The 14,798-nt window shown below is 56.7% G+C and carries 15 protein-coding genes; 6 read left to right on the top strand and 9 right to left on the bottom strand.

The window, feature by feature from the left end; all coding sequences use genetic code 11:
- Positions 1 to 16 precede the first annotated feature (16 nt).
- Positions 17 to 619: a glycerol-3-phosphate 1-O-acyltransferase PlsY gene (gene plsY / locus OYT1_RS13140; protein WP_062627337.1), complete on the bottom strand. Its 603-nt coding sequence runs from the start codon at positions 617 to 619 to the stop codon at positions 17 to 19.
- 76 nt (positions 620 to 695) lie between these two features.
- Between plsY and folB the strand changes: the two genes are divergently transcribed.
- Positions 696 to 1,058: a dihydroneopterin aldolase gene (gene folB, locus OYT1_RS13135; RefSeq protein ID WP_062627338.1), complete on the top strand. Its 363-nt coding sequence runs from the start codon at positions 696 to 698 to the stop codon at positions 1,056 to 1,058.
- A gap of 446 nt (positions 1,059 to 1,504) precedes the next feature.
- Here the strand turns inward: folB and OYT1_RS13125 are convergent, their stop codons facing one another.
- The 5 genes from OYT1_RS13125 to OYT1_RS13105 all read right to left on the bottom strand — a co-directional run bounded on the left by OYT1_RS13125 (position 1,505) and on the right by OYT1_RS13105 (position 5,838).
- Positions 1,505 to 2,428 carry a branched-chain amino acid ABC transporter permease gene (locus OYT1_RS13125; RefSeq protein ID WP_062627340.1) on the bottom strand — a complete coding sequence of 308 codons (924 nt, stop codon included), beginning with the start codon at positions 2,426 to 2,428 and terminating at the stop codon, positions 1,505 to 1,507.
- 12 nt (positions 2,429 to 2,440) lie between these two features.
- The gene (locus tag OYT1_RS13120; RefSeq protein WP_088178230.1) at positions 2,441 to 3,616 is read right to left on the bottom strand and encodes a branched-chain amino acid ABC transporter substrate-binding protein; all 1,176 of its coding nucleotides are present in this window, start codon (positions 3,614 to 3,616) and stop codon (positions 2,441 to 2,443) included.
- Positions 3,617 to 3,736: 120 nt separating this feature from the next.
- Positions 3,737 to 4,057: a c-type cytochrome gene (locus tag OYT1_RS13115; RefSeq protein WP_062627341.1), complete on the bottom strand. Its 321-nt coding sequence runs from the start codon at positions 4,055 to 4,057 to the stop codon at positions 3,737 to 3,739.
- Between the two features lie 149 nt (positions 4,058 to 4,206).
- The gene (locus OYT1_RS13110; RefSeq protein WP_062627342.1) at positions 4,207 to 5,028 is read right to left on the bottom strand and encodes an undecaprenyl-diphosphate phosphatase; all 822 of its coding nucleotides are present in this window, start codon (positions 5,026 to 5,028) and stop codon (positions 4,207 to 4,209) included.
- 15 nt (positions 5,029 to 5,043) lie between these two features.
- Positions 5,044 to 5,838, bottom strand: a complete 795-nt coding sequence (locus OYT1_RS13105) for a thymidylate synthase (protein WP_062627343.1) — start codon at positions 5,836 to 5,838, stop codon at positions 5,044 to 5,046.
- Positions 5,839 to 5,877: 39 nt separating this feature from the next.
- On the opposite strand from OYT1_RS13105, the gene OYT1_RS13100 reads away from it, so the two are divergent.
- Entirely contained in the window at positions 5,878 to 7,344 is a 1,467-nt protein-coding gene (locus OYT1_RS13100; protein ID WP_062627344.1) for a M17 family metallopeptidase, read from the top strand.
- On the opposite strand, the gene OYT1_RS13095 is transcribed toward OYT1_RS13100, so the two are convergent.
- Complete coding sequence (locus OYT1_RS13095) at positions 7,317 to 7,730, bottom strand: YqaA family protein (RefSeq protein WP_062627345.1); 414 nt, start codon at positions 7,728 to 7,730, stop codon at positions 7,317 to 7,319. The two genes, OYT1_RS13100 and OYT1_RS13095, sit on opposite strands and share 28 nt — an antisense overlap.
- 59 nt (positions 7,731 to 7,789) lie before the next feature.
- On the opposite strand from OYT1_RS13095, the gene OYT1_RS13090 reads away from it, so the two are divergent.
- Positions 7,790 to 8,002: a DMT family protein gene (locus OYT1_RS13090; protein WP_062627346.1), complete on the top strand. Its 213-nt coding sequence runs from the start codon at positions 7,790 to 7,792 to the stop codon at positions 8,000 to 8,002.
- A gap of 349 nt (positions 8,003 to 8,351) precedes the next feature.
- Here the strand turns inward: OYT1_RS13090 and OYT1_RS13085 are convergent, their stop codons facing one another.
- Both OYT1_RS13085 and OYT1_RS13080 read right to left on the bottom strand, forming a co-directional pair.
- A complete protein-coding gene (locus OYT1_RS13085) occupies positions 8,352 to 9,395 on the bottom strand; it encodes a serine/threonine-protein kinase (RefSeq protein WP_062627371.1) in 1,044 nt (347 codons plus the stop codon).
- Complete coding sequence (locus tag OYT1_RS13080; protein ID WP_197714090.1) at positions 9,388 to 9,768, bottom strand: hypothetical protein; 381 nt, start codon at positions 9,766 to 9,768, stop codon at positions 9,388 to 9,390. The genes OYT1_RS13085 and OYT1_RS13080 overlap by 8 nt, the downstream gene beginning before the upstream one ends.
- 260 nt (positions 9,769 to 10,028) lie before the next feature.
- On the opposite strand from OYT1_RS13080, the gene OYT1_RS13075 reads away from it, so the two are divergent.
- From OYT1_RS13075 to OYT1_RS13065, 3 genes are read left to right on the top strand one after another with little or no spacing between them, the layout of a single operon-like run.
- The gene (locus tag OYT1_RS13075) at positions 10,029 to 10,676 is read left to right on the top strand and encodes an N-6 DNA methylase (RefSeq protein WP_062627373.1); all 648 of its coding nucleotides are present in this window, start codon (positions 10,029 to 10,031) and stop codon (positions 10,674 to 10,676) included.
- Positions 10,673 to 12,256 carry an Eco57I restriction-modification methylase domain-containing protein gene (locus OYT1_RS13070; RefSeq protein ID WP_062627348.1) on the top strand — a complete coding sequence of 528 codons (1,584 nt, stop codon included), beginning with the start codon at positions 10,673 to 10,675 and terminating at the stop codon, positions 12,254 to 12,256. The genes OYT1_RS13075 and OYT1_RS13070 overlap by 4 nt, the downstream gene beginning before the upstream one ends.
- Positions 12,249 to 14,789: a DEAD/DEAH box helicase family protein gene (locus OYT1_RS13065; RefSeq protein ID WP_062627372.1), complete on the top strand. Its 2,541-nt coding sequence runs from the start codon at positions 12,249 to 12,251 to the stop codon at positions 14,787 to 14,789. Before OYT1_RS13070 ends, OYT1_RS13065 begins: the two co-directional genes overlap by 8 nt.
- Positions 14,790 to 14,798: the final 9 nt, after the last annotated feature.

Here is a 14,798-nt window from a genome sequence, read left to right as displayed (position 1 = left end):
CTCGGCGGTGGGCGGACTACGCCTTGCCGCCGATCTTGCCTTCTTGGCCGGAAAGTAGCTTCTGGATGTTGCTCTTGTGTCGCCATACCAACAGCACGGCGAGGGTGAAAGCGACGGCGGTGTATTCCATCGGCTCGTTGAGCAGCCAAGTGAAGATCGGCGCGCTGGCGGCGGCGATGAGTGCAGCCAACGATGACACTTTGAACACCTTCGCGACGATCAACCAAGTGCCGAAAGCGGCCAGCCCCAACCAAGGATTCAGCGCTAACAAGATGCCCAGCGCGGTGGCCACGCCCTTGCCGCCTTGAAACTTGAAGAAGATCGGGAACAAATGGCCGAGGAACACGGCGATGGAAACCGAGGCCACTAGACCCACCAGTTGCGCATCCTGCGGGGCGAATTTCAGCGTCAGGAATACCGCTAGCCAGCCTTTGGCGGCATCGCCCAGCAGGGTCAGCGCGGCGGCGGCTTTCTTGCCGGTACGCAGCACGTTGGTCGCGCCGGGGTTGCCGGAACCGTAGCTGCGCGGGTCGGGTAGGCCGAAGGCTTTGCTGGTGATGACGGCGAAGGAAATGGAGCCGATTAGGTAGGCAGAGACAACAAAAAACAGGTTGGGCATCGGGAATGACTTAAAATGCGTTGGTTGGCGGATTCTACGCCAACTCCCTGCGACCACCAAACGACGGCAGCATTACATGGACATCATCTTTCTTCGCGAACTCAAGGTTGACATGCTCATCGGCGTGTACGAATGGGAAAAACGCGTACCGCAAACCTTGCAGATCGACCTCGAGATCGCCCTGCCCAACAGCCGCGCCTGCGAGACCGACGACATCAACGATGCCCTCGACTACTCCGAGATCGTCCGCCACATCCAGAACGTGCTCACCAGCCGCCACTTCAACCTGCTCGAAGCCCTGGCCGAACACATCGCCCGCATCATCCTCGACGACTTCAAAGCCCCTTGGGTGAAAGTCAGCGTCGCCAAACTCCAGGCGATACGGGGAAGCAAGATGGTGGGGATTTGTGTGGAGCGGGGTGCGAAGATTGCGAGATAAATTCGTTAAAGCACATGGCTCGCTCTACTGCACTTAAATTTTCTGGCGTGCTAGCCCTAGCACTTGTGGCATTCGCTGTTGGTGCGCTTACTTCGGCTCTTCGAGGTTGGGGTTCTCCGCTCGTATTCGTCATGGTGCAGAACACTACTGCGGCAGAAATTCGTTCCATCAGCTTGAGCATCACTAGCTGTGGATCAACAAGCATCTTTTCGGTAGCTACTCTCCTGCCCAGGCAGGAGCACACCTTCCGTTTTTCTGTTTGCGGAGAGGGTGAGTATCAGCTTGCTGCGATGTTTGCTGACGGTAGGGTGCTGAGGACGGAGGAGTATGTCGAGACTGGCTATTCAGTGAACGAGCTTGTTGGGCAGTCCCGCATACTTTCTAACACTCACACCTACCGCCTTTAGAGCAAGTGCGCGCTTACCTAGTTTGCATTGTCGGAAATATCAAGCCCGTTCAGCCACCCGCTCCCCCAGCAATCCTGAAGGCCTAAATACCAGCACGGCGATGAGGACGAAGAAGGCGAACACGTCTTGGTAGTTGCTGCCGAGGAAGCCGCCGGTGAGTCCGCCGATGTAGCCTGCTCCTAGGCTCTCGATCAATCCTAGCAATACCCCGCCCAGCATGGCGCCGCGCAGGTTGCCGATGCCGCCCAGCACGGCGGCGGTGAAGGCTTTCAGGCCGAGGATGAAGCCCATGTAGTAATGCACGATGCCGTAGTTGGCGCTAACCATGAGTCCGGCCACGGCAGCCAGTGCGGAGCCGAGCATGAAAGTGACGGAGATGACGCGGTTGGTGTCCACGCCCATCAGTTGCGCAGCGGCGGGGTTTTCAGCCACGGCACGCATGGCGCGTCCCAGCCGAGTGCGGTGTACCAGCGCCATTAGCCCGGCCATCACCAGCAGGGAAACGAAAATGATGATGAGCTGCGTGTCGTTGATGACTGCACCGGCTATGGTATGCGAGCCGCTGGGCAGCAGAGCGGGGAAGGCGCGGTATTCGCGTCCCCAGAAGATCATCGCCAGATTTTGCAACACGATGGACACGCCGATGGCGGTGATGAGCGGGGCGAGGCGAGGCGCGTTACGCAGCGGGCGGTATGCGATGCGCTCGATGCTGTAGCCGAGCGCCATGCAGACGAGGACGGCGACTAGCAAGCCGAACAGCAGCACCAGCGGCGCGGCCAGCCCGACGGCGATGAGCTTGAGCATCACCGACAGCGCCACCATCGCGCCGACCATCAACACCTCGCCGTGGGCGAAGTTGATCAGCCCAAGAATGCCATAGACCATGGTGTAGCCAAGCGCGACCAAGGCATACACGCTGCCTTGGACGAGGCCGTTGAGGATTTGCTGGAGGAGGATTTCCATCGAATGGAGGCGTTACCTGGCTGCGCCGCCCATGGTCAGCACCGGCTGCCACTTGCCTTGTTGCACTTGGTACAGCGTCACTGCGCCGCCGGTCAGATCACCCTTGGCATCGAAGGCGATCTTGGCGGTCACGCCGTCATGGTTGGTCTTGGCCAGTTCCGGCAGATACTTGGCCGGTTCGGCGGAATTGGCGCGCTGCATGGCGGCGATCATCACGTTGACCGCATCGTAGCAATAGGGCGCGTATTGCTGGATGGGCTGCTTGAAGCGGGCTTCGTAGCGCTGGGTGAAATCTTTGCCTGCGGGCGCTTGCGCCAGCGGCACGCCGGGTAGTGAGGCATACACACCTTCGGCGGACGCGCCCGCCAGCTCGATCAGCTTGGGCGTAAAGCCGCCATCTCCCATCATGAATTTGGCGCTCAGTCCCAGTGCTTTGAGCTGTTTGACCAGCGGCACACCTTGCGGGTCCATGCCGCCGAAGAACACTAGGTCAGGTTGCTTGCCTTTGATCGAAGTCAGCACGGCGGTGAAGTCCACGGCTTTGTCGTTGGTGTATTCGTGAGCGATGATCTGTGCGCCGCTGGCTTGCGCCGCCTTGATGAATTCGTCTGCCAAACCTTGGCCGTAGGCGGTGCGATCGTCGATCACCGCGATCTTCTTCGCGCTCAGGTTGCTGGCGGCGAATTCGCCCAATGCTTTGCCCTGCTGGCCATCATTGGCCATCACGCGGAAGGTGGTGTTGAAATTCTGCGCCGTGTAGGTGATGGCCGTGGCCGAGGGCGAGATCTGCGGGATGCCGCTGTCGTGATAGATGCGTGAGGCGGGGATAGAGGTGCCGGAGTTGAGGTGGCCGATGACGCCATTCACCTTGTCATCCACCAGCTTCTGCGCCACGATGGTGGCAGTCTTGGGGTCGGCTTGATCATCCTCACTCACCAGCTCGAAACGCACTTTTTGCCCGGCGAGGGTGATGCCCTTGGCGTTGGCATCTTCGATCGCCAGCCGCGCGCCGTTCTCATTGTCCTTGCCGAGGTGCGCCTGCGGGCCAGTCAGTGGTGCGATGGAGCCGATCTTCACGATCATCTCGCCTGTTGCGGCTGCGTTGGCGGGTGTTTCAGATTTGCCGCAGGCGGCGAGGGTGGCGGATAGAAGCAGGGCGAGCGTCAGAGCGGGAAATTTAGGCAACATGGCGGAATCAAGGAATGAGGGAGTGAACGCGCGGATTATGCGGAGCGCTTCCCGCCCTTGTCAATTTTGCAGACAAGAAAAAGCCGGGTCCCCCCGGCCTCTTCTCTCATCAAGCCTGAATTACAGGGCTAGGATGAATTTGACCAATTCTTTGATCTCGGTTTGCTTCGTGCCACTTGGATCATTGGCAGGCATAGGCATCGAACCCCAAACACCGCCGCCGCCCTTGGTTACTTTGGTGATCAGTTTGGCTTCAGCGCCAGCGTCACCCTTGTATTTGTCGGAAACTGCCTTCCAGCCCGGGCCGACTACCTTTTTGTCAATCGCGTGACAGGCGGTGCAGTTGAGCTTCTTGGCCGTGGCTGGCATATCGACGGCGGCGGCGGAACCGGCAACCATCAAACCGGCTGCTGCGATCATGCTTGCAATGATAGATTTCATGTTCTCTCCAAATTAAGTAGTGCCTTGATAAACAGCGTGGCAATCGCCAACGCCGTCACTCCAATCAACTCCATCTGCGAATGATTTTTCCAGATGAGGCTTGTGCAGTAACGCTTTGCGGTGGCTGAAGTTGACAGCCATCCTTGAAATCAGGCCGACCAGCTTACTGCTCCACTCCACGCGGTAGCGAGTACCACCAATCCAAAGGCGATGCGATACCAAGCGAACAGCGTGAAATCGTGATTGCTGATGTAGCGAAGCAGCCAGCGCACGCACAGGAAGGCGCTGATGAACGAGGCGACGCCACCGACCGCGAACATAGGCAGATCGCTGATGTGGAAAAGGTCACGGTATTTCACCACTTCGTAGAGGGTGGCGGCGAACAGTGTCGGGATGGCGAGGAAAAAGGAGAACTCTGTCGCGGCTTTGCGTGACAAGCCAAAGAACAAGCCGCCGATGATTGTTGCGCCCGAACGTGAGGTACCGGGAATCAGCGCCAGCGACTGTGCCAGACCGACCTTGAGCGCATCTTGCCAGCTCATGTCTTCGATAGAGTGTATGGTCGTTTGGTGGTCGCGCTTTTCCGCCCAAAGAATGATGAAGCCACCGACGATAAAGGCCAGCGCTACCGGCACCGGCGCGAACAGATGCGCCTTGATGCTCTTAGCGAATAGGAAACCCAAGATTGCGGCGGGCAAGAAGGCGACCATTACATTGGTGGCGAAGCGCTGCGCGTGTCTGTCGTGTGGTAGGTCGATGATGACCGCGCTGATGCGGGTGCGGTATTCCCAGCAAACTGCGAGGATCGCGGCGAACTGGATGATGATCTCGAACACCTTGCCGCGCTCGTCGTTGAAGTTGAGGAGGTCGCCAACCAGAATCAGATGGCCGGTAGAGGAAATAGGTAGGAATTCGGTGAAACCTTCGACCACGCCAAGAATGGCGGCTTTGAGTAGCAGGATGATGTCCATAGTGACTTTCTTGAGTTAAACGGCGACGGGCGCTTTGATCGCAGGGTGCGGGTCGTAGCCTTCCAGCGTGAAGTCCTCGAACTTGAAGCCAAAGATGTCTTTCACTTCCGGGTTGAGTTTCATCGTCGGCAGCGCGCGCGGCTCGCGCGACAGTTGCAGCGCGGTCTGTTCCATGTGGTTCGAGTACAGGTGCGCATCGCCGAATGTATGCACGAAATCACCGTATTCGAGGCCGCACACTTTCGCCATCATCATGGTCAGCAATGCGTAGCTGGCGATGTTGAACGGCACGCCTAGGAAGATGTCTGCGCTACGCTGATACAACTGGCAGGACAGTTTTCCATCGGCCACGTAAAACTGGAAGAAGGCGTGGCAGGGCGCGAGCGCCATCTGATTGAGTTCGCCCACGTTCCAAGCGGAGACGATGATGCGGCGCGAATCGGGGTTGTGTTTGAGCTGATCGACGGCGATCTTGATCTGGTCGATGGTTCGGCCATCGGCAGCCCCCCAAGAGCGCCACTGCTTGCCATACACGGGGCCAAGATCACCGTTTTCGTTCGCCCACTCATCCCAGATCTTGACGCCGTTTTTTTTCAGGTAGTTGATATTGGTGTCGCCCTGCAAGAACCACAGCAGTTCATGGATGATGGACTTCAGATGGCACTTCTTGGTGGTGACCAGCGGAAAGCCTTGCGCTAGGTCGAAGCGCATCTGATATCCGAACACGCTGGTGGTGCCCGTGCCGGTGCGGTCAGATTTCTTGCTGCCGTGCTCCAGCACGTGCTGCATCAGGTCGAGGTAGGCGCGCATGGACGTATAATCTCGGCGTTGAATAATTTTGAGGCGCGAATGTTAGCACAACTCGTAGTTTCCCCTGACTTGCCGACTTGTCCGCACTTGTTGGTGGTGTTGCCAAAGGCCAAGGCTCTGCCTGCCGATTTGCCGTATGCCGACTTGCTTACCACCGTGCTATCGCGACGCGATATGAAAGCCGATGAACTGGAAAAATCGCCAGTGAGCGCGAACTCACCTACCGGTGGTTTGGTGGTTTGGTCGATGATCGATTTTGCTAAGGATACTTTTGCGCAGCAGGAGCAGATGCGCAAGGCGCTCGCGATCCTGCTGGAAGAGCAGCCGAAAAACCTCGGCATCGTCGTATCGGGGGATGAGGCGCAACGCCAGCAAGCCGCTGAATTGGCTGTCTATGGCGCCTGGGTGAACGCGGCGCTGCTGCCGCAACGCAAGAAGAAGGACGAGCGCAAGCCGTTGAAGAAGATCGAGCTGTATGGCGTAGCCGATAAAAAATCCTTCGCGCCAATTAAGGCGCAAGCGGCAGGTAATTTGCTGTGCCGCGAATTGACCATATTGCCGCCCAACGAGCTGACACCGGGGCTGTACCGCGAGCGGGTGCAGAAGTTGGCTGCCGCGCAGGGATGGGCGCATGAGGAATTCGACGTGAAGGCGCTGCGCAAGTTGGGCGCAGGTGCCTTTGTCGCGGTGGCACAGGGCAGCGATCCCGAAGACGCGGCCATCGTGTATCTCCGCTACCAACATCCCAAAGCGAAACAGACCGTCGCGCTGGTGGGCAAGGGCATTTGCTTCGACACTGGCGGCCACAACCTCAAGCCCTCGCGCTACATGCACAATATGCACGAGGACATGAACGGCTCGGCGGTGGCACTAGGCATCCTACTCGCTGCCAGCGAAAGCAAGCTGCCGGTGAATATTGATTGCTGGCTGGCCATCGCGCAGAACCACATCAGCCCGAAAGCCTACAAGCAGAACGATGTGGTGACGGCGTTGAACGGCACGACCATCGAGATCATCCACACCGATGCCGAAGGTCGCATGGTTCTGGCGGATACGCTGACGCTGGCCTCGCGCGCCAAGCCCGACCTGATGATCGACTTCGCCACGCTGACCGGTAGCATGGCCACTGCGCTGGGCGCGCGTTACTCTGGTGTGCTTGGCAATCTCGATGAGCTGGTGCGGCGTGCTGTGCATGTCGGCAAAGAGACCGGCGAGCGGCTATGCGCTTTTCCGCTGGATGAAGACTACGAGGCCGAGCTGGATTCCAAGATCGCCGACATCAAGCAATGCACCCTAGCGGGCGAGGCCGACCACATTCTGGCGACGCGCTTCCTCAAACGCTTCGTCGAGCACGACACGCCTTGGTTGCATGTGGACTTGTCGGCTAGCCGCTGTGAGGGCGGACTGGGCATGGTCGCTGCGGATGTGAACGGCTTCGGCGTGGGCTGGGGGTTGGCGATGTTGCGCGACGGATGGGCTCAAACTGCCAGCGCGACTAGTCCGTAGCGGCCAAACTTTCCCGCTGCCATGAACAGTGCCGCGTGCCACGGGTTAAGTCGCAGCCAGCCCGCAGCTACGCACAGCGCGTCGCCGATCAGGGGCGCCCAAGCCAACAGTAAGGCCGGTGTGCCGTAGTTTCGCACCTTATCCACATGCTTGAGTTGCTGGGTCATGGGCAGCGCCCAACCCATCCCGAACGAGATCATGCCGCCTAAGGTGTTGCCCAACGTGCCAAGCAGTAAAGCGGGCCAGAGTAGTTCGGGATGTATTTTCAGTACGCCAACGAGCACCACTTCCGAGCCGCCCGGCAGTAAGGTCGCGCCGAGCAGGCTGGACAGGAACAGTCCCCATAGGCTGAGGTCGCTGGAAAAGAATTGGTTGAGGGCTTCCATGCGCCAAGTGTAGCGCAATCCACTGGCACGGCGGCGCGCTTACCGTTACCATCCGCGCCATGACGTCCCCGCTGATTCTCACCACCTTGTTACTGATCGCTTCCAACGTGTTCATGACGTTCGCGTGGTATGGTCATCTGAAGAACTTTGCGCAATCGCCGTGGTACGTGGCGGCTCTGGTGAGTTGGGGCATCGCGCTGTTCGAATATTGCTTCGACACCCAAGTTAGCCAAAAATGGACTAGTGGCTTTGCCATAGAATCAGTGACATAACAATTTTCTTCGTGTCCATCAAATTTCGAAGATTGATGGACAAGTTGAGTCCCTTTTGTCCATTTCTGCCGTGCTCAAATTTCAAGTCGCCGTAACATGTACTCTTACTGACGTCGGAGGTTATTCGCAACCGACACCTCACTCATTCTAGCCAGAAAGATGCCCCCTTATTGTCTTAGGGGGAGTTGGATGTACCACCGACGATCTATGACTCCCTTAGCTTCACGTTGCTCTGCTCTAGCGTCCTCTGTTGGGCGGGAAAGGTTGTCGTTATTTGGGATTGGGCACGCGCTCGCCAACGTTGCGCGAGTTAAGTATCGCGATGCGTCGTTCTTAATTGTTGAAGACATTAGGTTTCCCCCAAAAAACGTCTTATCTCACGACTGGAAATGCCGGTTTTGCAATAGCCCGTGATTCGTGATTTGCGTCCTGACGCACTCGTCTTCTCGGCAAGTGAGGAGCCGCTCGCATCGACGGAAAGTCGGAAATGCTTGTCATCGTCACTTCTAGTCCATACGCGTGTTGTCCCTTGTTTCTCGAACTGCCAGTCCAAACGATCCTCGATTTGAGCTAACTCGTTGGCAACGTCGATTGCCGCCTTGAAGCGATCGGGAGCGTGTGGCTCTATGCACTTCCGCACAAGCCGTCGAAGACGATCGGGAATATGGTCTTCAAAGGCATCTCGGTTTGGAAAACGCCCGTTCCTTACTGCGAACTTGAATCCATCTCGATCGAAGGTCGTCGAAGTCGCGCCGAATTGCGCAAATTGTTCTTCGAAAGCGACATTGCCGCCGCACATACGATACAAGGTAAGGCCAAGTTGATAAATGTCGAAGGCGCTTGTGAAATCTGAAGTTTGGTATGCCTCTGGTGGCATCATCTTGTAGTACAAGCGGTCTTGCCCAGCCGTTCCCGCTGTGGTCAATCGCCGAGAAAGTCCGAAGTCGGAAATCAATGCCTCGCCGCGATCAGACAAAAGAACGTTGTCCGGCTTAATGTCAAAGTGCACAAGTCGCTTCGAGTGAATGTTGTGTAGCCCACTAGCAATTTGGCAACCCAACACAACAATCTCACGGACGGTGAGATAGCGACTGTTGATCAGATCATTGAGCGATCCGCACCGGTAGTATGGCATCGCAATATAGATGCTGTCAGCATCTTGGCATGCATAAAATATCTGAACCACATTCGGATGGCTACTTAGATACAGAACCCTCGACTCCTCGAAAAACATATGAACTGAATCGAGCGAGTCCTTCGGGATTTTTTTTATGACGATCTCAGCGTCCAGTTGATGGTCATGAGCAACATGAGTATTTGAATTTGCACCTGCCTGTCCGATCTCCTGGCGAAGATCAAAGGAAATCTCAGCTTTGCTATAAGGTTTAAGCACGGCTTGCCCCAATCGCACAGAGCAGCGCTTCACGCTGTTCCTTACTCAGATCGGCCCAATTCTCCACCGGCCAGTCGAGCTGACCATCAACGTACCGTTTGAAATCGACCCGGTCGATATTGAGGCGAGCCGAAATGGAGGAAATCTGCCCGATGTAGTAGGAATTAAGCTGGCTGCTTGCAAACGCTTCCTGCACAACCCCCTCAATCTGAATTCTAGCGATACTTGGCGATTGTGCATTTGGCTCTGTTGTTCGAATGCCCGCACGCTCGATGCTGTACTCACGCAGAATGTCCAGCAAGTTATTCCGGATATATTTGAGCGCGTCGGGAGTACGGAATGCGATCGGTATGCGAATATCTTCTGTGTTCAACACAATCTGTCCGTCCGCATCAAACACAACAAAGGTAACGGCCTTGGGGGCAACTCTTATGCCAATCGTTCGCACAGGATCTTTCTCAGTCGAAATTCATTTTGGGAATATATACCCGAGTGTGCGTCAATTGTACATGTTGCTCCGCTAATTGCCGGCATTGAGTAAACCGAAAACATCCTTCTAGGAATTTGCATCAAGTTACTCAGATGGAGGTATTAGGTACAATGCCAGAACGCTATAGCCTGAATCTGCCACCCATGAGTCTGATCAAATCTCGAAAACGTGTCGCTGACCATGGTGAGGTATTTACCCCTGCATGGATGGTTGACGCCATGCTCGACCTTGTGAAAGACGAGTCGGAGCGCATTGATGCGCGTTTTCTGGAACCGGCATGTGGAAGCGGTAACTTCATTGTGAAGGTTTTGCAGCGCAAGCTCGCGGTTGTAGAAAGCAAGTTCGGCAAATCTGACTTTGAAACGCAGCACTATGCGCTCTTTGCGCTGATGTGCATTTACGGCATCGAGCTGCTGGTAGATAACATCGCCGAGTGCCGCGAGAACATGCTGGAAATCTTTTCTGGATATCTGAACATCGACGAATCAGACGATCTCTACTGTGCTGCTTTTTACGTGTTGTCGCAGAATCTGGTTCATGGTGACGCCTTGAGCATGTGCGTCGGCAGCGGAGAGCCGATTACTTTTGCCGAATGGGGCTATCTGGGCAAGGGGAAGTTTCAGCGCCGCGACTTCCGCTTTGATACGCTCACTGGCATGTCCTCCCATACCGAACAGGGCTCGCTGTTTGCCAAGCATGAAATCTTTACGCCAGTGAAGACCTACCCTCCGATGACCATTCGGGAGCTTGCTAGCATGACGCCCGATAATACTACGAAGGAAGCTGCATGAACGGTCAGGCATCCTTCACCCTGCGCGGGCGCAATCCCGATGTGCTGACCTGCATCGCGAACCTTTCCAACGATGAAGTATTCACTCCGCCGGAGTTCGCCAATCGGATGCTGGATACCCTAGCCGAGGCGTGGGCGGCCAGCCACGACGGGGCTAACCTCTGGTCTGACAGCACAGTGACGTTCCTCGACCCGTGCACAAAGTCGGGTGTGTTCCTGCGCGAGATCACCAGCCGCCTCACACAGGGGCTGGCAGATGAGATACCGAATCTTGACGAACGCGTCGATCACATCCTGACCCGGCAGGTGTTCGGCATCGGCATCACGCATCTCACCAGCTTGCTGGCACGGCGCAGTGTGTATTGCTCCAAGCACGCCGATGGCCCGCACTCAATTGCCGGTTCATTCACGAATGATGCAGGCAACATCTGGTTTGAGCGCTTAGAACATACCTGGTCCCATGGTAAATGCGTGTTTTGTGGCGCGGGCCAAACGACCTATGACAGGGGTAATGAGCTGGAAACCCATGCTTATGCCTTCATCCACGCGGACAACATTAAAGCTCGGCTGGCCGAGCTGTTTGGAGATGACATGCAATTTGATGTGATTATCGGGAATCCTCCGTATCAACTTGGCTCGGACGGCGGTACGCGCGACGTGCCGATCTACCAGCATTTCGTTGAACAGGCGAAGAAGCTGGAACCACGCTATCTCTCGATGATTATTCCTTCGCGCTGGATGGCTTCTGGTCTTGGGCTTAGCGAGTTCCGGCAGACGATGCTCGGGGATCGACGGATGCGCGAACTTGTCGACTATCCGGCGGCAAGCGATGTGTTTCCTGGGGTCGAGGTCAAGGCGGGCGTTTGCTATTTCTTGTGGGATGCGGCGCACAACGGCGATTGCAGTGTGACGACCAGTCGGGGCGGAGAGGTTATCGGGCCGATGGCGCGCAACCTTGGCGAGTACGACGTGTTTGTGCGGGATGGTCGCGCCATGTCGATTCTGCGAAAAGTGCAGAAGCAGGCAGAGCCATCCATCAACACCATACTCGCCCGCGACAAGGAGTTTGGCTGGACATCGAATTTCGACGGTTTCCACGAAAAGGAGCGTGCCGGCGATTTGCCGCTCTATTACATCCGCACGATGAAACGCAGCGTGGGCTATATCGGGCGCAAGGAAGTAACCAAGAGCGCACATCTCATCGACACATGGAAAGTTCTTGTCCCACAGGCATTCAATGGTGGTGATGCGTTGCCGCATCAAATTGTGGGAAAGCCGCTGATCGCTCCATCGCCTTCTGTCTGTACGCAGTCGTTCCTGTTCTTTTCCGTCGATTCGGAAAAAGCGGCCAAGAGTCTCCAGACGTACTACACAACCCGGTTCTTTCGTTTCCTAGTTTCGGTACGCAAAATCACGCAGCACGCAACGCACTCAACTTACACTTGGGTTCCGATCCAGAAGTGGAACCGCACTTGGACGGACGAAGCGCTCTACGAGAAATATGGAATCACCAAGCAGGAGCAGGCGTACATCGAGTCTCAAGTCAGGGCGTTGAGTCTAGACAATGAAGCAGATGAGTAAGCCCACCATCGACGAAATCCTCGCACCCAAGCCGGAAGCCCGGCCGCGCATCTACGCCTATTCGATCGCCGATGTGGCGCACAAGGGGCTGCTCAAAGTGGGGCAAACTACGCGCGACGTGAAGCAGCGCATCGCCGAGCAGTTGAAGACTGCTGCCATTGAAAACTACAAGATCGAACTGAACGAATCCGCCGAGCGCGACGATGGCAGTATCTTCAGCGACCATGAGGTGCGTGCAGCACTCCAGAAGAAAGGTTTCGAGAAGGTCAAGCTGGAGTGGATGCGCTGTTCGCTCAAGGATGTGAAGACCGTGCTCACCGAGCTGCGCACCGGCCAGCGCTTCTCGGGAACGCATCACGAAACCTTTCCAATGCGTCGGGAGCAGGCCGAAGCGGTGGACAAGACCTTCGACTACTACCGCTCGATCTGGGCGGAAAACAAAAACGCCGCCCCGCGCTTTTTGTGGAACGCGAAGATGCGCTTCGGCAAGACCTTCACCGCTTACCAGTTGGCCAAGAAGCTAGTCGCAAAGCGGGTACTGGTGCTCACCTTCAAACCGGCGGTGGAAGATGCCTGGCAGACCGACCTAGAAAACCATGTGGACTTCAACGGCTGGCAGTATCTCTCGCGCTCATCCGGTAGCGACCCGACGCAGATCGACCGCAAGCAGCCGGTCGTCTATTTCGGCTCCTTTCAGGATCTGCTCGGTCGTGATGTGGTCGGGAACATCAAGCCCAAGAACGAGTGGCTGCACACGGTGAATTGGGATCTGGTGGTGTTCGACGAATACCACTTCGGGGCGTGGCGTGACACCGCGAAGGAACTGTTTGAGGGCGAAGAGGAGGCCGTCGCAAAGAAGGAGGCCAAGCTCGAATACGCCGCTGGACTGGAGGATATGAACGAGGATTTCACCGTGCTCTCGGAGAAGGAAACCGAGTTCCTGCCGATCACCACCAAGGCGTATCTGTACCTCTCCGGCACACCATTCAAGGCGCTGGCGACCGGCGAATTCATAGAGGAACAGATTTTCAACTGGACCTACACCGACGAGCAACGCGCCAAGGAGGTGTTCGCCGCCGATCACCCAAGTAAGCGTAACCCCTATGGGGCGCTGCCACAGATGCGGCTGCTGACTTATCAGATGCCGGATGAACTGCTGGCGATTGCCAGCGGCGGCGAGTTTGACGAGTTCGATCTCAACTCATTTTTCGAGGCATCGGGCACAGGCAAGGCGGCAAAGTTTAAGCACAAGAGTGATGTGCAGAAGTGGCTGGACATCATCCGTGGCGGCTATACACAGAAATCGGTCGAGCACCTGAAGACCGGCGCGCGACCGCCGTTCCCGTATTCCGATGTGCGCCTGCTACCTTACCTGCAACACTCGTTCTGGTTTCTGCCTAACGTCGCGGCTTGCCATGCGATGGCGAACCTGCTGGCCGAAAAACACAATGTGTTCTGGCGCGACTACACAGTGGCCGTCGCAGCGGGCGCTGCGGCGGGGATCGGACTGGAAGCGTTGCCGCCGGTACGCAAAGCCATCGGCAGCGGATTCGACACCAAGAGCATCACGCTCTCATGCGGCAAGCTCACTACCGGCGTTACCGTGGCGCAGTGGTCATCCATCCTGATGCTGCGCAATCTCAAATCGCCCGAGACCTATTTTCAGGCGGCGTTCCGCGTGCAGTCGCCGTGGTGGATCAAGAATCCCAACGGCGACAACCCGAACGAGGAGGAGATACTCAAGCCCGTCTGCTTCGTGTTCGACTTCGCACCCACGCGCGCGCTGCGGCAACTTTCGGAGTACGGCATCGGCCTGTCACCCAACGAATCGAATCCAGAAAATGCCGTCAAGGAGCTGGTGTCCTTCTTGCCCGTGCTGGCCTACGACGGCGCGAACATGACGCAGATCGACGCGGGCGGCATCCTCGATATCGCGATGGCGGGCACTTCTGCCACGCTGCTGGCGCGCAAGTGGGAGAGCGCGCTGCTGGTGAATGTGGACAACGACACGCTGCGGCGCATCATGGAAAACGCCGAGGCGATGGCTGCCGTGGAGCGCATCGAAGGCTGGCGCGCGCTGGGCGACAATATCATCGAGACCATCATCAACAAGAGCGAGAAGGTGAAGGAACTCAAGGGCAAGGCAAAAACCGGCGAATTGACGGAGAAGGAGAAGAAAGAGCTGACCGAGGAGGAGAAAGAGTACAAATCCAAGCGCAAACAGATTCAGGAAAAGCTGATCAAGTTCGCCACCCGCATCCCGGCGTTCATGTACCTGACCGACTTCCGCGAGAACACCTTGCAGGATGTAATCACCAAGCTGGAACCAGACTTGTTCCTGACCGTCACCGGCCTGACCGTAGCGGATTTTTACTTGCTCGTTCGGCTCAAGGTGTTCAATACCGAGCAGATGAATCAGGCGGTCTTCGCCTTCCGTCGCTATGAAGACGCGTCGCTACGCTATACCGGCATAGAGAGCCACCAAGGCTTGTCTAACTATGGTCTATACGACACTGTGGTGGCAATAGATTGAGCAGATTGT

Source organism: Ferriphaselus amnicola (genome assembly GCF_000974685.2).
Lineage (GTDB): Bacteria > Pseudomonadota > Gammaproteobacteria > Burkholderiales > Gallionellaceae > Ferriphaselus > Ferriphaselus amnicola.
The sequence above is the reverse complement of the archived record's forward strand: the minus strand, read 5'-3'. Positions and strand labels throughout refer to the sequence as shown.